At 74.0% G+C, this 26,103-nt stretch carries 18 protein-coding genes; 13 read left to right on the top strand and 5 right to left on the bottom strand.

Annotated elements, in window-relative coordinates:
- Positions 1 to 102 precede the first annotated feature (102 nt).
- The 4 genes from CRV15_RS14745 (at position 103) to CRV15_RS14760 (ending at position 7,002) form a co-directional block, all read left to right on the top strand.
- Entirely contained in the window at positions 103 to 3,411 is a 3,309-nt protein-coding gene (locus tag CRV15_RS14745; protein ID WP_003961027.1) for a bifunctional cytochrome P450/NADPH--P450 reductase, read from the top strand.
- Positions 3,412 to 3,572: 161 nt separating this feature from the next.
- On the top strand, positions 3,573 to 4,286 hold the full coding sequence (locus tag CRV15_RS14750; RefSeq protein ID WP_003961026.1) for a hypothetical protein: 714 nt from the start codon (positions 3,573 to 3,575) through the stop codon (positions 4,284 to 4,286).
- On the top strand, positions 4,283 to 5,674 hold the full coding sequence (locus CRV15_RS14755) for a hypothetical protein (protein ID WP_003961025.1): 1,392 nt from the start codon (positions 4,283 to 4,285) through the stop codon (positions 5,672 to 5,674). Before CRV15_RS14750 ends, CRV15_RS14755 begins: the two co-directional genes overlap by 4 nt.
- On the top strand, positions 5,656 to 7,002 hold the full coding sequence (locus CRV15_RS14760; RefSeq protein ID WP_003961024.1) for a hypothetical protein: 1,347 nt from the start codon (positions 5,656 to 5,658) through the stop codon (positions 7,000 to 7,002). The genes CRV15_RS14755 and CRV15_RS14760 overlap by 19 nt, the downstream gene beginning before the upstream one ends.
- 580 nt (positions 7,003 to 7,582) lie before the next feature.
- On the opposite strand, the gene CRV15_RS14770 is transcribed toward CRV15_RS14760, so the two are convergent.
- Positions 7,583 to 8,023: a hypothetical protein gene (locus CRV15_RS14770; RefSeq protein WP_003956869.1), complete on the bottom strand. Its 441-nt coding sequence runs from the start codon at positions 8,021 to 8,023 to the stop codon at positions 7,583 to 7,585.
- A 221-nt stretch (positions 8,024 to 8,244) separates the two neighbouring features.
- Between CRV15_RS14770 and CRV15_RS14775 the strand changes: the two genes are divergently transcribed.
- Positions 8,245 to 8,673: a peptidase inhibitor family I36 protein gene (locus tag CRV15_RS14775; protein WP_009996727.1), complete on the top strand. Its 429-nt coding sequence runs from the start codon at positions 8,245 to 8,247 to the stop codon at positions 8,671 to 8,673.
- Here CRV15_RS14775 and CRV15_RS14780 read toward each other — a convergent pair.
- Both CRV15_RS14780 and CRV15_RS14785 read right to left on the bottom strand, forming a co-directional pair.
- Positions 8,660 to 9,673, bottom strand: coding sequence for a hypothetical protein (locus CRV15_RS14780; RefSeq protein ID WP_003956871.1), 1,014 nt, complete (start codon positions 9,671 to 9,673; stop codon positions 8,660 to 8,662). The genes CRV15_RS14775 and CRV15_RS14780 overlap by 14 nt on opposite strands.
- Before the next feature lie 28 nt (positions 9,674 to 9,701).
- Complete coding sequence (locus CRV15_RS14785) at positions 9,702 to 10,973, bottom strand: reverse transcriptase family protein (protein WP_003956872.1); 1,272 nt, start codon at positions 10,971 to 10,973, stop codon at positions 9,702 to 9,704.
- Between the two features lie 73 nt (positions 10,974 to 11,046).
- Here CRV15_RS14785 and CRV15_RS14790 point away from each other — a divergent pair, with 73 nt between their 5' ends.
- The 6 genes from CRV15_RS14790 to cas6e are packed head-to-tail and all read left to right on the top strand — an operon-like array spanning position 11,047 to position 19,794.
- Positions 11,047 to 14,097, top strand: coding sequence for a CRISPR-associated helicase/endonuclease Cas3 (locus CRV15_RS14790; protein WP_003961022.1), 3,051 nt, complete (start codon positions 11,047 to 11,049; stop codon positions 14,095 to 14,097).
- On the top strand, positions 14,088 to 16,022 hold the full coding sequence (gene casA / locus CRV15_RS14795) for a type I-E CRISPR-associated protein Cse1/CasA (protein WP_003961021.1): 1,935 nt from the start codon (positions 14,088 to 14,090) through the stop codon (positions 16,020 to 16,022). Before CRV15_RS14790 ends, casA begins: the two co-directional genes overlap by 10 nt.
- The gene (casB, locus tag CRV15_RS14800) at positions 16,019 to 16,792 is read left to right on the top strand and encodes a type I-E CRISPR-associated protein Cse2/CasB (RefSeq protein ID WP_003961020.1); all 774 of its coding nucleotides are present in this window, start codon (positions 16,019 to 16,021) and stop codon (positions 16,790 to 16,792) included. Before casA ends, casB begins: the two co-directional genes overlap by 4 nt.
- Positions 16,789 to 17,952 carry a type I-E CRISPR-associated protein Cas7/Cse4/CasC gene (gene cas7e / locus CRV15_RS14805; protein ID WP_003961019.1) on the top strand — a complete coding sequence of 388 codons (1,164 nt, stop codon included), beginning with the start codon at positions 16,789 to 16,791 and terminating at the stop codon, positions 17,950 to 17,952. Before casB ends, cas7e begins: the two co-directional genes overlap by 4 nt.
- The gene (cas5e, locus tag CRV15_RS14810; protein ID WP_003961018.1) at positions 17,949 to 18,851 is read left to right on the top strand and encodes a type I-E CRISPR-associated protein Cas5/CasD; all 903 of its coding nucleotides are present in this window, start codon (positions 17,949 to 17,951) and stop codon (positions 18,849 to 18,851) included. Before cas7e ends, cas5e begins: the two co-directional genes overlap by 4 nt.
- A gap of 4 nt (positions 18,852 to 18,855) precedes the next feature.
- Positions 18,856 to 19,794 carry a type I-E CRISPR-associated protein Cas6/Cse3/CasE gene (gene cas6e, locus CRV15_RS14815; protein WP_003956879.1) on the top strand — a complete coding sequence of 313 codons (939 nt, stop codon included), beginning with the start codon at positions 18,856 to 18,858 and terminating at the stop codon, positions 19,792 to 19,794.
- A 93-nt stretch (positions 19,795 to 19,887) separates the two neighbouring features.
- Here the strand turns inward: cas6e and CRV15_RS14820 are convergent, their stop codons facing one another.
- Both CRV15_RS14820 and CRV15_RS14825 read right to left on the bottom strand, forming a co-directional pair.
- Positions 19,888 to 21,165 (bottom strand): dienelactone hydrolase family protein, encoded by a 1,278-nt coding sequence (locus tag CRV15_RS14820; RefSeq protein WP_009996723.1) that lies wholly within the window; start codon positions 21,163 to 21,165, stop codon positions 19,888 to 19,890.
- Between the two features lie 300 nt (positions 21,166 to 21,465).
- A complete protein-coding gene (locus tag CRV15_RS14825) occupies positions 21,466 to 22,794 on the bottom strand; it encodes a pyridoxal phosphate-dependent aminotransferase (protein WP_003961017.1) in 1,329 nt (442 codons plus the stop codon).
- A 1,437-nt stretch (positions 22,795 to 24,231) separates the two neighbouring features.
- Between CRV15_RS14825 and CRV15_RS35935 the strand changes: the two genes are divergently transcribed.
- Complete coding sequence (locus tag CRV15_RS35935; protein WP_003956884.1) at positions 24,232 to 24,408, top strand: hypothetical protein; 177 nt, start codon at positions 24,232 to 24,234, stop codon at positions 24,406 to 24,408.
- A 195-nt stretch (positions 24,409 to 24,603) separates the two neighbouring features.
- Positions 24,604 to 26,007, top strand: coding sequence for an oxygenase MpaB family protein (locus CRV15_RS14830; protein WP_003956886.1), 1,404 nt, complete (start codon positions 24,604 to 24,606; stop codon positions 26,005 to 26,007).
- Positions 26,008 to 26,103: the final 96 nt, after the last annotated feature.

A 26,103-nucleotide genomic window follows, 5' to 3' on the forward strand; every position in this document is an offset into this window, starting at 1 on the left:
GCGGCCGTCCCGGAGCCGCGCCGTCCAGGGCCACCCGTCTCAGTCGGGGCCCGGGCCGGCCGGTCCACCCGCACCGGCAAGGACCACTGAAGGGCAGGGCCGATGAACCCGTCGACAGCACTCCGCCGCAGCACCCGCGCCACGGGCCGCCGTATCGGCACCGCGCCGGGGGCGGGCTCTGTGCCCGAGCGCACCCGGCTGCCTCTCTTCGGTCACGCGCTCAGCGTCCCTGCCGGCGGCTTCACCGAGCACACCCTGCGTGAGGCCCGCGCCCTCGGTCCCCTCTTCAACCTGCGGTTCTTCGACACCGACTGCTGGATGGTCTCGGGCCCCGAGCTGGTCGCCGAACTGTGCGACGAGACCCGTTTCCGCAAGTCCGTCCAACCCATCGCCGCCGTACGGGAGTTCGCCGGGGACGGCCTCTTCACCGCCTTCGGCGACGAGCCCAACTGGCGCAAGGCGCACAACATCCTGATGCCCGCGTTCTCCTACAACGCCCTGCGGGCCTACCACCCCACGATGGTGACCGTGGCCCGCCGAGTCCTCGACGCCTGGGACCGGAACGCGGGCACCCCCGTCGACGTGCCCGAGGACATGACCCGGCTCACCCTCGACACCATCGGCCTCTGCGGCTTCGGCCATGACTTCGAGTGCTTCGAGCGCACCACCCCGCACCCCTTCATCACCGCGATGGTCTCCGCGCTCGACCACGCCCAGCGGAAGGACACGTTCATACCCGGGCTGGACTTCCTCCGCCGGGGCGCCGAGGCCCGCCAGCGCATCAACATCGAGACCATGAACCGGCTCGCCGACGACATCGTGCGCCGCCGCCGCGCGGCGAGCGACGGCGGCGCGGACAGCGCCGACGACCTGCTCGGGCTGATGCTGCACGCCGAGGACAAGGACACCGGCCAGCCGCTCGACGACATGAACATCCGCTACCAGATGCTCACCTTCCTGATCGCCGGACACGAGACCACCAGCGGCGCCCTCTCCTTCGCCCTCTACTACCTGCTCAAGAACCCGTCCGTGCTCGCGGCGGCCCGCGCCGAGACCGACGCGCTGTGGGGGACGGACCCGGACCCCGACCCCACATACGAGGACATCGGACGGCTGCACTATCTGCGCCAGGTGCTCAACGAGAGCCTGCGGCTGTGGCCCACCGCCCCCGCCTTCGCCGTGGAACCCCTGGAGGACACCGTCATCGGCGGGCGTTACCCCGTGCACAAGGGCCAGCCGCTCACCGTGCTCACCCCGGTGCTCCACCGCGACCCCGCCTGGGGCGACAACCCCGAGCTGTTCGACCCCGCCCGCTTCGACCCGGAGCAGGCCGACAGCCGCCCCGGCCACCTCTACAAGCCCTTCGGCAACGGGGAACGCTCCTGCATCGGACGGCAGTTCGCGCTGCACGAGGCCACCCTGATGCTCGGCCTGATCGTCCACCGCTACCGGCTGATCGACCACGCCGACTACGAGCTGAAGATCAAGGAGACGCTGACCATCAAGCCGGACGGGTTCACCCTCGTCCCGGTGCGGCGGGAGGAGTCCGAGCGCCGCCGGGCCGCCACTGTTTCACGTGAAACGGCCGAACGGGCCGGAGCCATGGGGCCGTCGGGGACCACGGGTGGTCCGGGGGCCACGGGGACGGCGGTGCCCGCCGGGCTGCGCGCCCCTGGCACCACTCTCACCGTCCTCCACGGCTCCAACCTCGGCACCTCGCGCACGCTCGCCGCCGATCTCGCCGACCAGGGCGCCCGCCATGGCTTCCGCACCTCCCTCGCCCCGCTGGACGACGCCGTCGGCGCCCTCGCCCCCGGACAGCCCGTGCTGATCGTCGCCTCCTCCTACAACGGCCGCCCCACCGACGACGCCTGCCGCTTCGTGGAGTGGCTGGAGAGCGGTGCCGCACCCGCCGATGTCCCGTACGCCGTCCTCGGTATCGGCGACCGCAACTGGGCCGCCACCTATCAGCGGGTGCCCACCCTGATCGACGAGCAGCTCACCGCCGCCGGGTCGACCCCGCTCGTGGAGCGTGCCGCCGTCGATGTCTCCGCCGACGTGGCCACCGAGGTCGAGCGCTGGTCGGGCCGGGTCTGGGGCGCGCTCCTCGACCGATACGGGGTCCCCGTCGACCCCGCTGAGGCGGCCGACGCGGAGCGGCCCGCCGTGCCCACCGGCCCCCGCCACACCGTCACCGACACCGACGCGGCCCCTGGGCTCCCCGTCCCCGACGGGCTCGTCCCGCTCACCGTCGTCGAGACCGGCGAACTCGCCGACCTCGATCACCCTCTCGGCCGCTCCAAGCGTTTTCTGCGGCTGGACCTGGCCCACGGCATGGAGTACCGCACCGCCGACCATCTGCTGGTCCGCCCCGCCAACCCGGCTGCCCTCGTGGACCGTACGGCCGCCGTGCTCGGCCTCGACCCCGAGCGGACCGTCGTCCTCGGCGCCGCCCCCGGGGCCACCGGGCGGGGCCCGTCGCTGCCGACGGGCGAGCCCATGACCGTACGGACCCTGCTCACGCACCTCGTCGAACTGGGGCGGCCCGCGACCGCCCGGCAGGCCCGCGCGCTCGCCGCCCACGCGCCCTGCCCGCCGGAGCGCGCCACCCTGGAGCGCCACGCGGACGGGCCCACGGACGGACCCACGGCGGCCACCGCCACGGTGACCGATCTGCTGGAGCGCAACGCCTCCTGCCGCCCCGGCCTCGCGGACCTGCTCGACATCCTCGTCCCGATGAACCTCCGCTACTACTCCGTCTCGTCCTCCCCCGCCCTCGCGCCGGGCAGCGCGGACCTGATGGTCGCCGCCGCCCCCGTGCCCCACCGGAGCGGCGAGGGAACCTTCCTCGGCACCGGCGCCGCCTATATGGCGGACCTCGCGCCGGGCGACACCGTCCACGGCCGGATCTCCCCCTGCCGGGACGCCTTCCGCCTCCCCGACGACCCCTCCGTCCCCGCGATCCTCGTCTCCGCCGGGACCGGGCTCGCCCCCTTCCGCGCCGAGATCGCCGACCGCGCCGCACTCCCCGCCGGCACCGACCCCGCCCCGCTGGTCAGCTACTTCGGCTGCGACCACCCCGACGTCGACTACCTCCACCGCGCCGAACTCGAAGCCGCCGAAGCCACCGGCGCCGTCAGCCTCCGCCCCGCCTTCTCCCGGTCCCCTGTCGACGGCGCCCGCTACGTCCAGCACCGCATCGCCGCCGACTCCGCCGAACTCTGGGACCTCCTCCGCTCCGGCGCCCACATCCGCGTCTGCGGCGACGGCCGCCGGATGGCCCCCGCCGTCCGCGACGCCTTCCGCGCCATCCACCGCGAGCACACCGGCGGCGACGAGGAGTCCGCCGACGCGTGGCTCTCCGCCCTGATGGCGGAGGACCGCTACGTCGAGGACGTCTGGGCGGGCTGACCCCGCGCCGTCCACGGTGAACAGCCCGTTCCCCCGTCGCGCTGGTCGGCGGGGGGACGGGCTGCTTGACTGCTCCCCGACCGCCGCTGTTCGGCCGCGCCGCCGCAGTCGGCCGACGAGCACCGAGGACGAGCACCGAGGACGAGCACCGAGGGGGAGCCGTGCGCGGGAACGGGAAACGGGGCACCGCGGGGGGAACCGGCGGAACGAGTCCGGTCCCCGGGGGGCCGGAAGCGGGGACGATCGGGTTCGTCTCCCTCGGACTGGCCGAGTCGGCGCTGCGGGCCGCCCTGCACGGCACCTGGGACGGCGTCTGTAACGGCGGACTACTGCCGCCCCGCGCCCCGGCGGCCGTCGCCCACCCCAACGGGTTCGTCAAACTCCCCCTCGCCCGGCTCGCCCACGACCCCCGGCGGCTGTTCCTCCACGTCTGGCAGGACGGCTGCGAGGACGCGCACATCCACAACCACCGCTGGGACTTCGCCTCCACGCTCCTCAGCGGCGCCCTCGACAACACCGTGGTGGACATCACCCCCGCCGGGCCGCCCCGCGCGACGGACCGGACCGCCGTCCGCCACCGCCCGCACGGCGACGGCTACCGCCTCGACGCCGACGGTGCCCGCCGCGTCGCTGTCACCGCGGTCCGCACCACCACTCTGCGCGCGGGCGACCACTACGGCATGTCCGCCCGCACCCTGCACCGCGCCACCGCACCTCCCGGCACTCTGACCCTGGTCGCCCGTGGCGCCCCCCTGCACCGGAACTCCCTCGTCCTCGTCGATGACGAAATCTCGGGCGAGCCCGTCCGCTGGACCCGGGTGAGCCCCGCCGAACGCCGGGCCCACCTGCGGCGGGCGCTGGGGTGCCTCGCGTGAGCGGCACGGAAACGGCGGAGGCGCCGGACGGGGGAGCGGCCCCGGACCGCGACGATCCGAACACGCTCGTCCGCAGGGATGCGGTGCTCATCGTCGCGGTCCTCCTGGACAGGACCCCGGCGGAACCGTTCCGTCCCGGCCCGCTGGAGCGCGTCTGGCGCGCGGGACGTCACGACGAGGTCGTCTCCCACGCCGAACGCCGGGCGGCGTACACCGATGCCGGGCTCACCCCGCTCCTGTGGTCGCCCGAGGTCCGCTGGCACCGGGAGACGACCGGCCCAGTGGTCTCCCCCTTCGGCTTCCGCCTCGATGCCGTCGAGTTGATCCGCCTCACCGGGTCCGCACGCCAGACCCTGGCCGCCATGGGCACCCCGCCTGTCGCGAACGGGGTGGCCCTTCTCCACGGCACCCTGCCGCCCCACGCACCCGTCCGGATGGCGAAGACCCTCCAGGAGTGTGCCGATGTGAACGCGCACCGGCCGCACCCGGCGCAGCGCATGTGGGTCGCCGACCAACTGCCGCCGGGCTGCCGGATTGCGGACTTCGAACGCAAGGCGGTCCACTGCACCCTGATGACCCCTCGGGGCGCGCTGCCCCCGCCCTACGAGGCGGACCTCCCCGAGTGGGAACTCCTCGACCAGTGGCTGTGGTCCATGCAGCACGCGACGCAGTACCCGCCGTCTGATGAGGCGCGGGAACAGCTCGACGGGATACGTTTCCCGCTGCCGCACTGCGTGCGCGCCGCACTGGGCTCGCGTGGGCTCACCCTGATCGGGGCCGACCCCGAACCAGCCCGCAACTACTACACCGGTGCCGCCTACCACCTGACGACCCTCTACGCCGATGCCCTGGCCCTGGCCCGGTTGCAGCAGATCGTGCTGGACGCCTTCGGCGCCGAGGTGGCCCGGGTGGCCGAACGGGAACCGGGCCGTCGGCCCGTGGCCCTGCTCGAACGCGAACTGCTGGTGTTTCGCCGGAGCTATTGGTCCGCCGGATTCGGTCGGCAGGAGAACGTCGACGAGATGACCCGGGCCTGGCAGCGAGCCGCCGGGCTGCCCGACGCACTCCAACGGCTCACCGGCGACTTGGGCGAACTCTCCCGGCAGGTGCAGGCGGCCGAGACCGCCACCACCAATGCGATCCTGGGGCTGATCGCCGCGTTCGGTCTGCCGCTGACCGCGGGTCTCGCCGTCTGGGCCGGGCTCCCGTCGGCGGGGACGACCTCCCTATGGCGCTTCCTGGGTGTCATAGCGGTCGCTACGGCGGCACTCGTGGTGTTCTTCCCCGGGCTGCGTCGGCTCCTCGTCGACCTCTTCCGGCGCAGGCGCCCCGGGACGGCGGCGCGGGCGGACGGAAGGCGGTGGCGCCGATGGCTCCGCCGGAGCTGAGCTTCCGGTGGCCGCCCCGGCACGCCCCCGGCTTCCCGCCCGGCTGCCCCGACAGCGGTGACGTCCTCACCCGGATCGCCGAGGAGACGGCCGCCGGGACGGCCCTGACGCTCGTCGTCGTCACCAGCGCCCTGCGGGCCGCCGTCGAGGACAGCGCGGACCACGGGGCGGGACTCGCCCGGGTCCGTCGCGGCCTGGCCCGGATCGGGCACGCCGCCGGGGACGCCTGGCATCCCTCGTACTACGGGAAGGACCTCGTCCTCGTGGGCCCCGGGAGCACCCCGGCACCGGCCCGGCTGCTCGACCGGCACACCGGCGCCGGCAACGGGGTACGGCACGGCTGGGCGTGGGCCCGGCCCGTCCTGGACGGCGGCGCGGCGGACCGCGGGGAGACGCTGCTGCGCGCCTGCTACACCGTGTCGATGGCCGCCCGCGCCCGCCGGGACGCCCCCGGCGCGCTGCCGGACCACGCGGACACGGCGCTGGCACGGCTCCCGGAGCGGTACCCCGTCGCACGTCTCGCGTCCCTGCTCGCCGGGGTGCTCGTACGCCCCCACGGGAGCGAAGGCCCCGGGGCCGGCCCCGGCGAGGACCCCCGGCTGCCCGGGGTGCTCTCCGCGGACGGCTGGTCCGGCCCCACGGGAACGGGGGTCCACCTGGTGACCGACGTCCACGACATCGAGTGGGGGACGCTCGCCCGCCCCGGTGGCACCCGTCTGACCGGCGGCACCCGTCTCACCGAGGGCAACGCCGAGCGGTTGCTGCCGCTCGCCGAGTCCTGGCGCCGGGGTGGCCTGCCCCTGGGCACCGTGCTCGACCGCGCCTACGGGCTGCGTCTGGCCCGGGAGACGCTGCTCGCGGAGCATCTGCGGGTGATCAGCGACGCGGTCGGTGAACGGGGACGGGTCTTCGCCACGCTGGGGGACGGGCTGTCCGGTGTGGTCGCCGACGAGGCGACGGCCCGTGCGGCGGTCGGCGCCGCCAACCGCCGCACCGTGGGCCGCATGGCGAGCGGCGCGGGTCTGACCCTGTTGACCGGCCAGGACCCCGATGCAGCCGCCCGCCAGGCGCAGTTCGCCCTCCATGTGACGAAGACCCTCAAAGGCACTGCGTACTCCGGAGCCGCGACCCGTCTCTTCGGCCACCGCCTCACCCCACCCGAGGCGGACGCGGCGCTCGCCTTCCTGACCGCCCTGCACACGACCGGCCCCACCGCGCCAGGCTTCCACCATCTTGCTCACGCCTATCGGTGGCGGTCCTGGTGGCGGTCTCACCTGCCGGTGGTGGCGTGGCCACGGCTGGGGGTGCTTCTCTCGGGTGTGAGGTGAATTTCGGCCGGGGTTCCCCAGATCCCGTACTGACAAGGGCCCGTGCCTGGGTGGTGGCCTGGAAGGTCATCGGCCCGCGTGTGAGCCTTTCCGGTGGCACGGGGGCCGTCCTCAATCCCCCCGGAGGGGCACCCCTCCCATGGACCTGATCTGTGCGGGCTGCCCGCACACTTCAGCCTCGTGGGGGTGCCCGAAATTCAGCCCCTCCGGCGTTTGAGGAGCGGGGGTTCGGGGGCTGGCCCCCGACGATGGGGCCGCGCGGGGCGGGGGCCGGGGGTCCGTCGGCTTACGCGTGAGCCTTGCGTTGGTGCGGGGTCCGTCCTCAATCTCCCCCAGAGGGGGTACCCCCAACGGGCTTGTTTTGCTCGGGTCACCCGTCGGGTGCGGGGGTGGGGGCCTCCGGGCTCGACTCCTCAGGGCCGGCAGACCGGGCGTCCGTCGTCCGGGCGCGGGCCCTTGTCCGCCGGTCCCTTCCGGGGACGACCCTGCACCCCCCACCACGGGCAGACGGCCACTCGGTGCCGGAAGGGGGCACACTCCCGCCCGGGGGGAGGTAAAGGCCCCGGCCCACGTCGTCGTGCTACTGGTCCCGAGCCGTCCGCCCGCTGAGCCGTTCATAACGCTGCCGCGCGGCCTGCGTACTGCCGAGGCCGAGACCGAAGGCGATCTCCTGCCAGGTGAGACCCCGCCCCCGGGCCATCGCCAGAAGCGATTCCTCCAAGATGTCGACATCCCCCCGCATCCGCGGCACGAGCGACAGCGCGGCAATGATGTCGCTGCGGTCGACCTCGGGTTCGTCCTCCTCCCGAAGCCCCGCGTTGGCGGCGAGCGCGACCGTCAGCCGGACCGCCTCGTGCGGGGTGACGACCGGGGTCCGCGCGGGTCGGACGCGCTGTTCCTCGGTGGCGGCGTGGCGGTCGTTGAGCCGTATCAGCGCGGCGAATTCGCGCTCGACCCGCTGGGCGGCGGGGTCCGTCGGACTGAAGACATCGGATGAGGTCGAACCGGTGGTCTCTTCCATGGCACAGACGCTAGGGAACGACCCTTGTGATGTCAATGTGGCGTTGTGAACGATGTGTTCACAGGGTGGGGTCGCGCGCCGTACTGGAGTCCGCCCAGAGAAGGGCCAATCGGGTGAACCGCCGCATGGACGTCGTCGTGCCACAGAGCGAAGAGATGTCTGCCCCCCCGGCCCGTCGACGCACCGGCTCCGCAGGGCCGTCGGACACCCCAAGGAGAACCATGGCGTTCACCCCCTTCAGATCCTCAGCGGCACTCGCGATCGCGGCCGGACTGGCGCTGGTCCTCGGAATCCCGGGACCGGCGACGGCAGCGGACGGTCCGGCGGTGCTGGAAGTCCGTACGGAGGCACGGAACATGGACGACATGGTCCATGTGGCGACCGCCTGGGAGCACACCTTCTACGGGGGTGCGCACATCTCCTTCTACGCCAGGGACTGCCGGACGGCGGGCAGCCAGATCCTCGACTCGCTGCCCCCCGGCTGGAACGACCGGCTCAGCTCGATGCAGGTCTACAGCCAGTGCTCGGTGCGTCTCTACCGTGAACTCAACCGCCAGGGCCCCTATGTCTGGCTCCACGCGGGCAAACGGATACCGGACCTCTGGGCGGACAACGACCTGACGAGTTCGATGCTGTTCATGGCGCCGTAGCGGCTCCGTGCCGCCCGTGCGGCGGTTCGTCCGGGCCCGGTTCCCACCGCCAGGCCCGCGGCGACCACAGGGCATCCCCGTGCGCGGCCGGAGCGGCGGACGGGGATGCGAAGGGCGGTGCGGGGCGCTCCAGGACCGGGTGCCAGAAGGCGGCGAGGCGGTCCGCCGCCTCCGGGAGGCGGCCGAGGGCCGGGGCGGTGCGGAAGACGGCGGTGTCCCAGAAGTCCAGCCACTCCCGGGGCGGCGGGGGCAGCCGGAGCGGCCAGGCGCGGCGCATGGGGGCGAACTCGGCCGCCACATCGCGGCGCAGCCCGTCCAGGGAGAGCCGGGGCGCCCGGTGGCACCTGGCCACCAGGAGGAAGTCCAGCAGATCGGACCAACGGGTGTTGACCTTCCCGCTCTCGCGCCGCCGGGTGTAGCGCAGCAGCTTCTGGGCGAGACAGCGGCTGAGCGTCGCCGCCGGGACGGTGACCGTGGCCGCTCCCGGACCGTTCCCGCCGTACGGGAAGGCGAGCGGGGCGGTACGGGTGTCGTGCGCGGCGGAGTCGTCCGGTGTCAGCAGGACGTTCAGCAGGACACGGTCGTACAGCTCGCGGCCGTACAGCTCGCGGTCGTGCAGGACCCGGTCGTCCAGGCGCTCCCGCGGACCGTGCGGCGGTGGCCCGTCCACCTCGACGAGGACCCGGTGCACGGTCGCCCGGCCCGGTGAGCCGAAGACGACCGGCTCGGTCCGCAGGACCGTGATCCGCTCGCCGCCCGGCCCCGGCGGCAGCCCGGTGGCCGTCAGCAGCAGCGGACCGGCGCTCTCCGGCAGCGAGAGATCCACATCCTCCGGCATCCGTGCCCCCGGGCCGATCCGGCCGAGGATCGCCGCCGAGCCCTTGAGGTGCCAGCCGTGCGGCGGCAGCAGCCGGTTCAGACCGGCGAGCACGGCGCCGATCGCGCGCAGCGACTGCCGGTCCCGGGTGGGCGTCCGGGCGGTGCCCCACACGTCGTCCATGTCGCCTGCCTCCCTGTGGATTCAGGGCTCACAGCAGGGTGTCCACCGACGGCGGGCTGTCCCGGACGTCCGCTCCCCGCTCCAGCCACCGCAGCATGCGGACCGGTGGCTCCGGAAGCCCGCCGGGCCGTCCGCCGACCGCCCCCGCCCGCACCGCCAGTGCCGTCAGCGCCGGGATGCCGGACGAGGCCGCCGCCGCGAGCACCGCGTCCGGGACCGCGTCGGCCACCGCGCGGTGCCGTCCCGCGAGCGCCAGCAGCCGCCCCGCCGCGAAGAGCCCTACCGCCGCGAAGAGTTGACCCGGGTCGCCCTCCCCGGCCCCCTCCAGCAGCTCGTGCGCGGCGGCCAGCCCCTCCCGTGTGCCCACCGCCCGGTCCAGATAACGCACGGCGCGCGGCAGGAGTTCCGGCCGGGCCCGGACCACCCCGGGCAGGCTCCGGCTGACCTCCGCCCCGGGCGCGAGCCGGGGCAGCGCGTACCGCAGCGAGCGGAGGTCGTCCGTCGCCAGCCCCTGCCGCCACACCCGTTCCGCCGGTCCCGCCACATCCCGGGCGACCCCGGTGAGCAGGGTGTCCACCGGGCCGACGCCGGTCTTCCCGGTGGCCGGCCGCAGTCCGAGCCCGGCGAGCGCCGCCGTCATCGCCGCCCGCACCTCCTGTGCCTCGTCGGCTCCGGACACGCACACATGCCAGTCGTCGCCCCAGCGCACCCACCGCCCCGGCGCCCGTTCCGCCAGCACCGCGTCGACGGGGTCCAGTACCGCCGTGCCGAGCCTGCTGGCCCAGCGGTGCCCCGGCAGCAGACAGCGGCCGGAACGGGTGTGCAGCGCGGTCAGCCGTTCCGCGAGCGCGCCCGTCATCCAGGCGGCACGGAGCAGCACGTCCAGCGGCAGGGAGCGGAAGAAGCGGTGGACGTCCAGCGTGAGGACGTACGGGAGTTCGTCGCGGCACTCCCCGAGCGCGCGCAGCCGCTCCTGCCGGGCCCGGTAGCCGTGCCGGTACTCCCAGGTGGCGGAGCGGTAGCCGAACACCTCCGGGCGTGGCCGGTACCCGGCGAGGGCCCGTTCGGCGAGGGCGTGCAGATGGGCGCGGACGTCGGGGCCGACCACGGGCGCCGGTTCCGCGCGACACGCCGGAGGGACCGTGATCCAGCCGACCTCCAGCGGCGGCGGTTCCGCCGTGGGACGCAGATACGGCAGCGCATCGACGGCTCCGAGGGCGTCGGGTATCAGCTCCGTCAACAGATCCTGGCCGAAACTCTCCCTGAGAGCCCGGTCAACCAGAAGGACTTCGTCTCCCACAGCGGCATCATGGCACCCGGTCGCACGGCGGTAAGGGGGGAAGCACGTGGCCGCCAGGGGGAAAGTGCGCGACATGAGAGCGCGGGGGCCGCTGGACATCCGGCGCGCCCTGGGCATTCTGTGGGCGAAATCGCCGGATCGGGCGGGCGGCACGATGAATCTGCTGCTCTCGCATCTGCTGGACACGGCGGCCGTCGCCGGAGTGATGTGGGACCGCTTTCTGCCCCGCGTTGTCCACGAGGAGCTGGACCGGGTGGCCGGAGGTCCGGGCCGGGGTCGCGGACTGCTCATGTGGCTCTGCGGCATCCATGACTTCGGCAAGGCCACGCCCTCCCACCAGCGGCAGCGGCCCGAGCTGGCAGCCGAGTTGCCCGCCGCCGGACTCGGCTGGGAGGAGGAGATCGGGGAGCGGTACAGGTGGGAGCACGCCCCGGCGGGGGCCTTTCTGCTGCGTCCGCTGCTGACCGGAGCGGGCTGGCCGCAGGAGCACATCCGGTGGGTGTGGCCGCTGGTCGCCGGACACCACGGGTTCTTCCCCGTGGAGAGCGCCCTCGGGTCACCGCCCGCCGCGTTGCGCCGTGTCGACGGTGACAGCGCGTGGGAAGCAGTCCGGCAGAAGTTGATGTGCGTGATTCTGGACGAACTCGGCTTCGGGGACGGCCTCGACGGCCTCGCCGCTCTGTGCCCCGCCCGTCCGCCGTCCCGCGCTCTCCAGCTCCAGATCAGCGGCCTGGTGGTGATGGCCGACTGGATCGCCTCCGGCCCGGAGAACTTCCCCGGCGTCGATGTCCTGGAGGACGTGTCGTACGCGGGGGCGCGGCGCCGTGCCGAGGCCGCCTGGGCCGCGATCGGGCTCCAGGGCGGCTTCCGGTACCTGGCCGAGCCGGGCCCCGGGACGTTCCGCCGCCGCTTCGGCCACGACCCCCGCCCCGTGCAGGAGTTGGCGGCCCGCGCCGCCCGCGAACTCGACGGGCCGGGCCTGCTGATCGTCGAGGCGCCCCCGGGCGAGGGCAAGACCTGGGCCGGGCTGATCGCGGCCGAGACCCTCGCCGCCCGCACCGGCGCCGGAGGCGTCTTCGTCGGTATGCCGGTCCACTCCACCTGCGACCCGATGTTCCGGCGGGTACGGGAGTGGGTACGCGGCATCGACGAGGCCCTGGCCCCGGCGGTCGCCCTGCTCCACGGGCGGCGCACCCTCGACAGGAGCTGGAACGTCCTGCTGCCCCAGGACGCCGTCGGCCACTGCGGAGAGGAACCCGCGGCGGCGGTGCACGGCACCGCGGGCGATCCCCGTCTCGTTCCCGCCCAGTGGTTCTTCGACTACGCGCGCGGGCTGCTCTGCCCCTTTGTCGTGGCCCCCCTCGACCAGCTCCTGTACGCGACCACCCGCACCAAGTTCGTGATGCTCCGCATGGCGGGCCTGCCGGGCAAGGTGGTCGTCCTGGACGAGATCCACGCCGTGGACGTCCACGCCCAGCAGTACCTCCAGGAAGGGCTGCGCTGGCTGGGGCAGGCCCGGGTCCCCGTCGTCCTGCTGTCGGCGACCCTGACCGCCGGGCAGCGGCGCTCCCTCGTGGACGCGTACCTCGCGGGCGCGGCGGGCGAGGAGGAGTACACGTACGACGGCCTTCCGCAGCCCGACGGATACCCCTCGGTGACCGCCGTCCGGTACGACCACGGCGGCGACGGAGCGGCACCCCGGTGCGTCGTCCGCCGCTGTGCCAGCGCGCTGAGGGAACGGGACGTCATCGTCGAGATCCTTCCGGAGGGCCCCGAGGGCGCGGAGGACACCGCCGTCGACCGGGCCGTCGCCGATCGGGCCGTCGCCGCCCTGCTCGGCGAAGCGCTCGCCGACGGCGGTCGCGCCCTGGTCGTCCGCAACACCGCCCACCGCGCCCAGACCCTCTGGACCGGGCTGCGCACCCGTTTCGGCGACGAGGTCCTGCTGCTGCACCGGCAGTTCACGGCGGAGCGGCGCGCGGAGATCGCCGACGACTGTCTGCGGCAGCTCGCCCCCGGCTCCCCGGAGCGGCCCCGACGGTTGATCGTCGTCGCCGACCAGACCGCCGAGCAGGCGTTCGACGTGGACGTGGACCTCCTGGTCACCGATCTGGCCCCCATCGATCTGCTGCTCCAGCGCGCCGGACGGCTGCACCGCGACACCACCGTGGTCCGGCCGGTCCGCCTGGCCGCGCCCCGGCTCGTCGTCACCGGCACCACCGCCGTGTCCGGGACCGGCGGGCCGCCGCGCTTCCCCGCCCGTTCCACGGCCCTCTACGGACGTCATCCGCTGCTCCGCGCCGCACACCTGGTCCACCGCGCGGCCCGGACGGGCGCCCGGCTGCCCGGCGCCGTCCCCCGGCTGGTCGGCGAGGGATACGCCGACGGCGACACGGACCTCCCGGACGGCTGGCGGGCCACCGCCGGGGCGGCGCGCGAGCAGGCGCGACGGGACCGGGAACGGCGGGTGGAGCGCGCCGTCCCCCGACTGCTCACCCGGCGCGGCGACGGACGGGGGCGGACGCTGGGCGGGCTGAGCTACATCGGCCTGCCCCCGGCCGACGGGGACGAGGGCCTGTCCGCCCTGGTCCGCGACCGGGCCGCGGCCGAGGCGATCCTCCTCGTCCGGGACGGCACCGGCTACCGGACCCCGTGCGGCACGGCCCTCGGCCCCGAGGGCTTCGTGGCCGACCGGGACGACCGGCTGGTCGACCTCGTCCGCCGCCACACCGTGGAACTGCCCGTGAGCTGGTGGGGACAGCCCGCGCTGAAGCTGGGGCCGCTCCCCGTCTGGGGCCGGAAACCGAAGGTCAACTACCGCCTGGTGACGGCCCGGGTGCTGATCCTGGACGAGCACCACCGGGGCGTACTCGGCGGCCGTGCGGTGCGCTACGACGCCGATCTCGGACTCGTCGAAGCCGAAGCCGAAGCCGAAGCCGGACTCGAAGTCGAAGCCGATGCCGGAGCTGATGCCGGAGCCGAAGTTGGAGTCGGAGTCGAACCCGGAGTCGAAGCCGAAGCCGAACGGGGCCTGTCCGGCAGCTCCGTCGACGGGACAGGCCACGGCCCGGCGGAGAATCCCCCGGACCGACGGAGCCCCATGGGGGGAGAGCTGTGGATCTGATCGAAGCACCCTGGCTCGTCGCACGGCGCGACGACGGCGGCGAGGACTCCGTCGGCCTGCGCGCACTGCTGCTGAACGCCCATCGCTACACGGACCTGGAGGTCGAACTCCCCACCCAGAAACCCGCGATCCTGCGCCAGGTGCTGCTGCCCGTCGTCGTCGACGCGCTCGGCTTCCCCGAGACCCCCGAGGAGTGGGCGGAGCACTTCCACGCGCCGGACGGCTTCACCGGGCAGGCCGCCGAGCGGCTGACGGAGTACCTGGACGAGCACCGCGACCGGTTCGGGCTCTTCGACCCCGTCGACCCCTTCGCCCAGGTCGGAGGGCTCCGCACCGGCAAGGACGAGACCCGGAACTCCGCACTGATCGTCGCGACGGCGGCGAGCGGGAACAACGTCCCCTTCTGGTCCGCGCGGACCGACGGACAGGCGCCCCGGCTCAGCCCCGGGCGGGCCGCCCACTGGCTGCTCCACACCCACTGCTGGGACCCCGGGGCCATCAAGACCGGGGCCTTCGGGGACCCCCGGGCCAGGGCCGGGAAGGTCATGGGCAACCCCACCGGCCCCCTCGGCGCGCTGGGCCTCGTGCTGCCGATGGGCCGCACCCTGTACGAGAGCCTGTGGCTGAACGTCCCCTTCGGCGTGACCCGGCTCGCCGGCGATCTGCCGCAGTGGCGCCGCAGGGACCGGGAGGGACCCGTCGAGGAGACCCGGTCCACGGCCACCCCCGGCTGGGACAGCCGCCCCCCGCGCGGCCCGCTCGACGCGTGGACCTGGCAGGCCCGCCGCATCCGGCTCGTCCCCGAGACCGCCCCCCAAGATGCGGACGGGGACGGGGAGCCCGAGGTCAACCGGGTCGTCGTGGCGGCGGGCGACCGGCTGCGGCTCCAGCCCGACCACGAGTTCCACACCGCGTGGACCGTCGACAGCCAGACCGTCCACCGCAAACGGCTCGCGAAGGACCCGGACGCCCTCCAGATCCGGCCCCGGCGGCACCGCGCCGGACGGGCGGCCTGGCGGGGGCTCGACGCGCTGCTCGCCGTGGAGGGATCGACCTGGCAGCAGGACGCCACGGAGGTCGGCCAGGGCTTCCACACCGCCCAGATCCTGGTGAAACTGGCGGAGGCCGGTGCGGAGCTGCCGCCGGACTATCCGCTCCGGCTGGAGCTGACCGGGATCGCCTACAACAGCAAGTTCAGTGCCATCGAGGACACCTTCCACGACGAGCTCCCGCTGCCGGTCGCCGCCCTGCGCCGGGACGGTCTGGTCCGGGCCGCCCTGATCGGGGCCGTGGCCCAGGCCGAGCGGCTCGCGGACGCCGTCAACCGGCTGGTGGCCGACCTGCGCCGCGCCGCCGGTGCCCGGCCGGTCCCCGGGGGCGAGTGGCAGCACCCCGGCGAGAGCCTGCTGCACGCGCTCGACCCGGTCGTACGGCTGCTGCTGCGGCTGCTGCGCACGTCCGACGAGGACTTCGACCGCGTCGACGAGCTGCTGCGGGCCTGGGAGGAGAAAGCGGGCCGCGAGACCTGGAAGGTGGCGGAACACCTGCTGGCGCAGAGCCCGCCGGGGCTGTTCCAGGGCAGCGTCCTCGTCCAGGGCGGAAAGACCCGTACCTATCGGCTGAGCACCGCCGAGCGGACCTTCCGCGACACGCTGGACGACACCCTGTGGCGGCGCGCGAACCGGCGGAAGGGCCGTGGGAACGCGCTGTCGTCCGTGGTGCAGGGGCAGCCCTTGGGGCCGCCGGGGCAGGAGTTCCGCGCCGAGCAGCCCGACGGAAGCCGCCAAGGAAGCCACCAAGGAAGCCCCGGCGGAAAGCCCGACGCGGGGCCCGGCGGAAGGCCCGGTACGGAGCCCCATGGAAAGCCCGACGCGGGGCCCGGCGGAAGGTCCGCTACGGCGCCCGATGGAGAGGGGGCGGCATGACCGCCGGTACATCCCCGTCCGACACCCCGGCCGGCACCCCGTCCGACACCCGGTCCGAACGGGACACCGCGCCCGAACGGGACACCGCGCCCGAACGGGACACCGTGCCCGGGGCCGCGCGCCGCACCGGGCCGCCCCGCTACTGGCACCGCCATGTGGGAGCCGACGGCGCCTGGCGGAAGGAGCACACCGGCGGGCCGCCCGGCGAGGACCTGGCGGCCCTGCGCGCGGGTCTCGGGAAGCCCGCAGGGACCGTTCCGTCGCTGTGGCAGCACTACACCAGTCGCACCGACGGCAGGCCCACCCCCGAACTGGAGGCCGAGCACGGCGCCCTCTCCCTCTACGGCCTGCACCAGCAGAGCCGGCGCAGGCCCATGCACCGGCCCGGCGTGGGCCTCGGCGAGGCCCTGCGCAGGCTGCGGCAGAGCGGCGGCGTCAGCGCGGACGCCCTCGACCGCCGTACCGCCGCCGCCGTGAACGCCACCTCCGTGCCCGCCCTGCTGTACCGGCTGCGCGGGCTGATCCCGCAACTGCGGTCCGCCGCCATCCCCCTCGACTACGACCAGCTCCTGCGCGATCTGCGGAACTGGGCCCACCCCGAGTCCCGGCAGCGCGTCCGCCGGACCTGGGGGCTCGCCTACCACACCGACAAGCGGGACGTGCCCGAGGAACCCGTCCCCTCCGCCCCCGACCCGGCCGGGCAGGCCCCCGCACCGGCCACCACCGCGACAGCCCCAGCACACCGCGCACCGGACCAGGAGACCCCGTGACCGGCCCCGTGACCGACACCGCGCCCCGCGCCTACATCGACGTCCACATCCTCCAGACCGTCCCCCCGGCCAACCTCAACCGCGACGACCAGGGCAACCCCAAGGAGGCCATGTTCGGCGGGGTGCGCCGCTCCCGGGTCTCGTCCCAGGCGTGGAAGCGCGCCACCCGGATGCACTTCACCGAACGGCTGCCCCGGGAGGGCCTCGCGACCCGCACCCGGCGGGTCGCCGACGTCCTCGCCCGGCGGATCGAGCAGCTCACCGAGGTGCCGCCGGAGGGCTCCGCCCGGCTCGCGCGGGCGCTGCTCGCCCCGTTGGGGATCAAGGAGGGCAAGAAGGACGGCGACACGGCCTATCTCTTCTTCTACGGCCGGGGCCAGCTCGACGCCGTGGTCGGCCTGATCGAGGACGAGGCCCTGGAGCTGGCCGCGCTCGACGACAAGGCGCTGGCCAAACGGGTCGAATCGTTCGACGTACGGGGGAGGTTCGGCAGCGGACACCCGCTCGACGTGGCCCTCTTCGGCCGGATGGTCGCCGATGTCCACGCGCTGAAGGTCGACGCCGCCACCCAGGTCGCCCACGCCCTGTCCACCCATGCCGTGGAGCTGGAGTTCGACTACTTCACCGCCGTCGACGACGAGACGAAGGACGAGGGACCGGGCGCCGGGATGATCGGCACCATCGGCTTCAACTCGGCCACCCTCTACCGCTACGCCACGGTGGGGCTGCACCAGCTCCACGACAACCTCGGCGGGTCCGACGAGGGAACCGTCGACGGCGTCCGGGACTTCGTCGGCTCCTTCGCCCGCTCCGTCCCCTCCGGTTACACCAACTCCTTCGCCCATCGGACCCTGCCCAGCCTGGTCGCGGTCGTGGTCCGCTCCGACCAGCCGGTGAACCTCGTCTCCGCCTTCGAACGGCCCGTCTCCTCCGTCCGGGGCATCTCCGAGAAGTCGGCCTCCGCGCTCGCGGACGAGCACACACGGGCCGTGCGCAACTGGGGCGACACCCCCTCCTTCACCTCCGTCTGCCACGCGTACGAGGACAGCGCGGACACCGCCGGGAAGCTGCGGGACGCGTTCGGCGACCCGGTGGACTTCCCCGCGCTGCTGGCCGGTCTGGGGGACCATCTGGCGACGCTGCTGCGGGGGCCGCGATGACCCCTCCCGGCGCCCATGGCCCTCAGAGTGCCGGTGCCGCTGCTGGTGCTGGTGCTGGGGGTGCGGACGCCGCAGCCGCTGCCGGGGCCGTGCTGCTGCTGCGGCTCGCGGGCCCGCTCCAGTCCTGGGGCTCCGCCAGTGCGTTCAACAGCCGCCAGACCGGGGCCGAGCCCACCAAGTCCGGGGTGATCGGGCTGCTCGCCGCCGCCGACGGGCGGGCGCGGGGCGCCTGCATCGAGGATCTGCGGGCGCTGCGCCTCGGGGTCCGCGTCGACCGGTCCGGGACCCTGTTGCGGGACTACCACACCGCGAGCGACCATCGGGGCCGTCCGCTGGCCCAGGCGGGCGTCGGCGCCAAGGGGACCCAGCGGCCTACGTCCCCCGCGAAGTACACGCAGGTCACGACCCGTTACTACCTTCAGGACGCGGTCTTCCTCGCCGCCCTCGCGGGCCCCCGCGCCCTGCTCGACCGGCTCGACCGGGCGGTCCGGGCCCCCGCCTTCCCGCTGGCGCTCGGCCGCCGTTCCTGTGTGCCCTCGCTGCCGCTGGCCCTGGGGGTCCACCCGGGTTCCCTGGGCGAGGTCCTGAGCACCCACCCCTGGGCGGTCTCCGCGTACGCCCGCGACCTGTACGCCCGACAGCTCGGTCACGAACGGGCCGAGGACGGCGGGCCCCAGCGCGGCCCGGCCGCCATCGACCGCCCGGTGACGCTGGACGACCCGGACGGGGACGACCGGCTCCAGGACGCCCCCGTCTCCTTCGACCCCGTCGACCGCCGTTTCACCGGCCGCCGGGTGACCCGGACCTGGGTCCGCGTCCCCACCGGCCTCACCCCGCCGGACGGGGCATCCGACCACGACGACGCCGGGCACGACCCGTTCGCCCTGCTGGGCAGGTGACCGCATGAGCTATCTCTCCCGTATCCGTATCAATCCGCTCCGGGCGGAGAGCCGCAAACTGCTGGCCAGCCCCCGTGCCATGCACGGGGCCGTCCTGGGCGGTGTCCCGGGCGGGGCCGGTGCTCCCGGCATGCCCGGCGTCCCCGGCGTGCCCGGCGTGCCCGGTGTTTCTGAGGGGACGGAGGGTGAGCAGGCGAAGGGGGCGCCCCGGGTGCTGTGGCGGCTGGACGCGGACGATCCGCACCGGCCGCAGCTCTATGTCCTGACCCCCGGCCGTCCCGACTGGTCCCATGTCGTCGAACGAGCGGGCTGGCCGGACGCGGACGGCGAGCACGCCGTCATCCGCGACTGCGCGCCGCTCATCGAACGGCTCGCCGTGGGACAGGAGTACGCGTTCCGGCTGACCGCCAACCCCGTGCAGACCACCGCCACGCCCGTCCGGCCGACCTCCGCCCAGGAGAAGCGGATCGCGGAACGGGTGGAGGGCGAGCGCCCGCGCGGCTTCCGGCTGGCGCACCGTACGGCCGCGCATCAGCTCAACTGGTTTCTGCGCCGGACGGACGGCTGGGGCTTCGCGGTGCCGCCCTCGCGCACGGACCCGGCCGCACCGGGGCTCGACGCGGCTTCGGGGCTCGACGCGGCTTCGGGGCTCGACGGGGCTTCGGGAGGTGACGGGGCTTCTGGAGGTGACGGAGGGCCGGATTCCGTCGGGGCACGGGACCCCGTGCGCGAGGTCCGGATCACCGCCCGGCAGCGGCACACGTTCAGCAAGGGCCGCCGGGGGACGCAGGTGACCTTCCACAGCGCCACCTACGAGGGGCTGCTGCGGGTCACCGATCCGGAGCTGCTGGCCGCCCGGCTCCTCGGCGGCATCGGACCGTCCAAGGCGTACGGCTGCGGCCTGCTGACCCTCGCCCCCGCGCCGCCGGGAGGGGACGGCTGAGCCTCGCCCGGTGCCGCGCGGGGGCGGCCGGGCCTCGCCCCGCGCGGTGCCGCGCGGGGGGCGGCCGAGCCCGCCGACGTCCTGCCCCCGGTCTCAGATCCCGGCGTCCGGCTCCTTGCTCACCTTCAGGTTCTTCGGGATGGCGGGCAGGACGCGCTGTTCCGAAGAGGTCAGCGGGATGTGGTGGGGCTCGGTGTACGGGGTGGCCGTGGCGGGGCGGAGCGTGACGGCCGGGCCGCCCTTGCGGAGGTTGACCGCCTTCGGGGCGAGGCCCTTGAGCGCCGGGAGGCGGTAGGCGGGGGCCTTCTTCAGGGCCTGGGCGAGGAAGTCGGCCGTGAGCTGGGCGGTCTGGGCGCGGGCCGCCGAGGGGGACGCGACCTGGGCGCGCTCGCATGTGCCGATGGCGCCGCCCGGGTCGGTCGCGGACAGATTGGTGTTGAGCATCCGGTGCCCGGTGCCCGCGAGCAGGACATCGGCGGCGACCCTGGTGGTGCCCGCCCTGGCGAGCTGCTTCATCGTGTCCAGGCCCGCGGTCGGCGAGGTGTCCTCGTCGCAGGCGCCCCGGATGTTGAGGACGGGCACCTTGTGCGGGGCGGGCTCGGCGTTCTCGGCGGGCTGGATGGCGACCGTGCCGAAGAGCCCCGCGCGCCGGGCGGCGGCGGGGGAGAGGACATGGCCGCCGCCCCTGCTGTGGCCGACGAGACCCACCCGTGAGGTGTCGATGCGGCCCTTGGCATTGATCCTGAGCCCGTGGTTCTTGCCCCGGTCGAGGTCGGCGAGCAGCTTCAGATGGGCGTTGACGAGGTCGGTGTAGCCCTTCGCGGGCTCGGTCTCGCCGCCCCACCAGATCTCGGGGGACACGACGTCGATGGCGACCGCGGCGAAGCCCTTCCGGGTCAGCTCCTCGACGAGGTAGGACTGGCCCACGTTCTGGCGCAGATAGTCGGGGCCGAGGGAGCCCTTGACGGGGACGCCGGGCTTCGCGCAGACCAGGGGCCAGGTGGTCTTCACAGGCTTCTTGGCGATGTACGGGTTGCCCGGGGCGACGCAGTTGTGGTGGGTGCCGTGGAGGACCACCACGACCGGGTGCGGGCCCTTGCCCCGGGGTATGCCGAGGACGCCGTGGAACTGCGAGGGGTTGCCCGCGGTCCGGCCGCCCGTGATCCGCAGCAGGCCCGGGGCCAGCTTGTAGCCGGTCAGCACGGCGGGGGCGGTCGCCGCCGTCTTCTGCGCCGTCTTCTGTGCTGTTTTCTGTGCGGGCGTCGGCTTCGGCCCGGCGGTCGCGGCGGGGGCCGTCGCCGCGGTGAGGGTCAGGGTGACGGCGGCGGCGGTCGCCACCAGGCCCAGGGGGCGCAGCTTCGCGGTGTTCACATGGGTGAGGAGGGAGAAATGGACGGATTGGTTCCGGCTTCTTCCGTGTTCTCGGCGCCGGTCGGGAAGGCCGTGGTCCGGAGGATCTGGAGGGTCTGGAGGGACCGGAGAGGCTGGAGGGGGCGTGATCCGACCGGTCCGGAGGACGACGGTCCGGGAGGTGCCGGTCCGGAGGGCGACGGCTCGGAGGGCGACAGTCCGGGAGGTGCTGGTCCGGAAGGCGCGGGTCCGGAAGGGCCCGGGCATCCGTGGTGCCCGGGCCCCTCCTCGTCCCCGTGCGGAATCCGTGGCGGACGCGCGTCAGACCCGTATCCCGCCGGACCGCAGCAGCGGCAGCCCCGTCACCGCCGCCGCCAGCGTCGCGTCCCGCCGGGCGAAACAGAAGCGGATCATCCCGCTCCCCCGATGGGTCCCGGCGAAGAAGCACGTACCGGGAACGGCGGCCAGGGAGAGGTCCTGGAGCAACGCCTGCGTCAGCCGTTCGCTGTCGCGTCCCAGGGTGCCGGAGAAGGCGAAGATCGCGCCCTGCGGTGACGAGGTCGGCAGCCCGGCGTCATTGAGGGCACCCACCAGCAGATCGCGCTTGCGGCGTAACTCCTCGCGCAGCCGCGCGTGGTACGCGGGCGAGAAGTCGGCGCGGGCCAGCGCCGCGGCCTGACCGGTGGTGAGCGGGTCCGCCGCGCATCGGGAGATCGTCTGCTGGGCCAGCCGCAGCCGGTCGGTGAGCGGGGCCGGGGCCGCCGTCCAGCCGACGCTGCGGCCCGCCGTTCGATGGCTGAGGGAGAGGCTGCCGATGACCACGGTCCGTCCCCGGCCCGCGGGGAACTGCCAGGGCGAACAGTGTTCCCCCGCGTAGACCATGGCCGCGTACGCCTCGTCGCTGACGATGCCGACGCGATGCTCGGCGCACAGCTCGGTCAGCGTCCGCATCTCGGCGGGCCCGAGCACCCGGCCGGTGGGGTTGTGGGGGGAGTTGACGATGATCGCGCGGGCGCGGGGGGTGAAGGCGGCCCGCAGTTCGCGTTCGTCGTACTCCCAGTCCGGCGGGTGCAGCCGGACCAGCCGGACCCGTGCCCCGGCCAGCTCGACGGCGTGGAGGAAGCCCTCGTGGTAGGGCTCGAACACGATCACCTCGTCACCGGGGTCGACCAGCACCAGCAGTGCCGCGTAGAGCGCTTGGGCGGTGCCCTGGGAGAGGGTGACCTCGGTCTCCGGGTCCACGGTGGTGCCCAGCCGGGTGCCGAGGACACGGGCCACGGCGGAGCGCAGCGCGAACGGTCCGTCGGGCGCCGCCGGGGACCCGTCGCCGTTCACCGGCGGGTCGGGGTCGAGGAGCACGTCCCCGCCGACCGGGCCATGAGGGGCGCCGCCGGGCGCCTCGCCGATGTCGGTGCCGGTGTTCTCGCCCGTGGGGACGGTGTGACCGCCGTGGTCGTCGTCCCAGTCGCAGTGCCCGTGCGCGAGGTCGATCGCGGCGCCCGCCCCGGCGGCGGTGAACCGGTCGATGGCGGGCGGCGCCAGCCGCCGGACCCGGCGGGAGGGCGGCTGGCCCCCGGAGCCGGGACCGGAGCGGGGTCCGCCCGGGGCGGACCCGTCCCGGGCGCCCGTGATCGTCGATGGCTGTCGCATGGAGATCCCCCTTGCCGTGCGTCTGCCGGACCTCCCCTCGTGGGTGTCCGGCGTTCGAGGAACCCTGGGGCCGGTGCGGCCCACAGGGACCGGTCACCCCATTCGTCCCCGCGCCCGCGCCGGTGTCCGCCGCTGTGCCGGTACGGGTATCCGCCCGCCGGCCGCCTCCACGGCTCTGTCCGCGGCTCTGCCCTCGGCCGTGTGCACGGTCGTGTGCACGGCTCTGTCCGCGGTCCGTCTCCGTGCTTCGAATTCCAGCCGAGGGAATTCCGCCGGTACGTTTTTGTGGACCGTTTCCCGGGCGACGGGAAGAAACCCCGGGAACGGGCGCATCGGTACGGCCGGTTCGGTGCCGGTGCCGTTTATCGCCGACGCATATGCCGCGGACAGAGCACGGTCCGGTATGCGGCGCCTGAGGCCGGTCCGGCCTGGACTCCCGGGGGTGCCGGGGAGCCGGGACGGGGTCCTGGGCAGGGGAAAAGCCGCCGCCGTGGCTAAGTCGGCGATATTTTCCCCTGGTTCGCACAACATGGTCCGCCCGACGCTCCTCTCATCGATGAGGACGCTCTGCGCGGTGCGCCGTGATGGGGCACAGTTTCTCCGGAAGCGGTCCGTCCGTCCAGAGTTCCCGCCGTGTCCCCGGGAGTAGTCCGGTAATGGGTCGTCGGAAGTGCGCCGGAAGTCCGCCGGAAGTCCCACGGGAGTGCGCCGTAAGTCCGCGCGCGGTCAGGGAATTGACCGAACATCCGTTCCTCGCTTCCTGTGTGCGACGGTTGGAGGCTCGCCGACGGTCCATCACCGCAAGCGGAACAGATACTTCCGCGTGGAGCGGTCCTGACGCGGCGGACCCGGAGAGGGCCCTGACGAACCCCCCGGAACCGGCCCTTCCCATGTTCTCGATCACGTCGTAAACCTCCTTGCGCATCCCCTACGGCTTTGCCACGATCCCTTCCATGACGAACGGAAAGGCAGACGCCACCACCTCCTGGTGAGCCGCCCGGCGCTTCCCCGCGGGCCTCTCTCCCGGGACACAGCCGCGCGCTTCACCCCGCCGGGCCCCTCCGGGGCACCTCCTCCTCGCCCTCTCCTCCTTCCGTCCTTCCGGCGGACCACTGTGCCCGGCCCGGCTCCGCGGAGTTCTCCGCCTGCCTCGCCCCGGCACATCGGTGACCACCCCGGATCTCTGCGACTCCTGGGGGAACGGCGGGCACGACACCCCATCGGATCGGCCGGTCCGACCCGTCCGGTCCACTTGTTCGGGCTGCCCTGAACCGGTACTGCCGGTCCGGAGCGCCCCGTTCCGCGCCGGTCCGTCCGCCGTCCGCCTGACCATCTGTCCCACCATGCGTCCGCCCCTGCGCACGGTCCCCGCCGCCTGCGGGCGACCCGCCATGGGCGCACAACCGACCCATCGACCGAACCGAAACGAGGATTGAGATGATCACGATCACCTACACGCCGCTGCTGAAGCCCACCCGGACCACAGGTACCACCCGGGGCACCGAGGGCACCGGCACCCCCGGCATCACCCGGATCACCGGCTCGCTGGACTCCACGATCACCCTGAGCATCGGTGGCAGCGGCGACCCCGGTGACGGCTGGGACCCAGGCTGACCACCGGGGCGCGGCCGACGGCCTTCCCGGCCCGAAGCCGCGCCCCGGAGTACGCCTATATGACTTAATCACCACGAGTTTCCCGGCAGTCCGGGGGGAGCAGACCGGGTGTGTCGCTGAGTACGCCGCTGAGGCCGCTGAGTACGCCGCTGATCGCTGATCACCGAGAACCCGCGCACCCAGAGGAGTCCATCCGTGGACCACACCGCCCTTCCCGGATTCGCCCCGCTGCTCCGCCGCCATCTGGGAGAGGCCCGTATGGTCCTTGTGGCCTGGCGGCTGCTGGTGCTCCAGGTCTCCCATCCGGTCGTCGCGGCGGGCACGAACGAGCACTCCACCTACCGGGCCCACCCCTGGCGCAGAATCGAGCACACCCTCACCAGCGGCCGTCGCCTCGTCCACATGGACCGGGACACCCTGCGGACCGAAGTCGCCCGGCTCGACCGGGCCCACCGCCGCATCCACGGCGTCGACCGCGGCGGCCGGACCTACTCCGCCCAGGACCCCGGGACCCGGGCCTGGGTGCTGATCACCCTCTATGAGTCCGTCATCGCCCTGCGCGCGCTCTCCGGCGACCCCGCCGGGCCGGAGGAACAGGAGCGGATGTACGGCGAATTCCGCTCCGTCATAGCCGAGTTCGGAGTGGAACCGGGCAGCCTCCCGGCATCGGCCGCCGATGTACCCGCCTATATGGACACCGTCATCCGCACCCGGCTGGAGTTCGGCCCCGAGGTCCGCCATCTGCTGTACGACATGCTCCGCGAGGCGCCGCGTCCGCACCGGGCCCGGCTGCTCACCCCGGTCTGGCCGCTGGCACGGCGCCTGATCGCCGCCGTGCTGACCTCGCTCACCGTCGCCGATCTCCCTCCCGCGTACCGCGAACGCTTCCGCCTCGCACCGACCCGCGCCCAACGGCTCCTCTCCCGACTGCTGCACCGGGCCGCGCGCCGGACAGCGCCCCTGCTCCCCGACCGCTGGCGCTACCGCACCCTGCCGGGTACGGGGAACGGCGCGGCCCGGGGCCCCCGGCACGCCGGACCACCGCGCCCCCGCTTCTCCCGGCACGACGCCCGCCCGCCCAAGCTGGACCGCTTCTTCAGCGAGGTCCTTGACCAGACCGGCGACGGCTTCATCGGCGCGCCCGATCTGCGGGCCATGGCGCACAACGTCTGCTGGCAGCTCGACCTCGACGAGGAGGGCGAGGCCCGCGTACACGCCGGATTCGATGTCTGGTGGGGACAGTTGCGCCGGACCATGGCCACGGACGGCGACGGGCGCATCGACCGCGAGGAGTTCATCGCGGCGACCCTCGACGCCTGCGACCGCGACTCCCGCCATCTGGAGGACGGACTCCAGGTCGCGCTGCGAGCGGTCTTCCACGCCGCCGACACCGGCCGCAGCGGCTTTATGGAGGTGGACGAGTATCGCGTCCTCTTCGGCGCCCGGCTCCACCCCGCCGAGGTGACCCACGGCTTCCGCCAGCTCGACCGCGACGGTGACGGAAGGATCACCGAGGCGGAATTCGTCGGCGGATTCACCGAGTTCTTCACCGCGCGCAACCCCCTGGCGGCGGGCAGCCAACTCCTCGGCCACCCCTGAACCGGCAACCGTCCTTCCCTGGCGCCCAGGCACACCGACCGCCCGTCCCCGGCGCCCGGGTCCGACGGCTGCCCGGGTCCGACGGCTGCCCGGTCC

The sequence above is a fragment of the Streptomyces clavuligerus genome (assembly GCF_005519465.1).
In the GTDB taxonomy this organism is placed as follows: Bacteria; Actinomycetota; Actinomycetes; order Streptomycetales; family Streptomycetaceae; genus Streptomyces; species Streptomyces clavuligerus.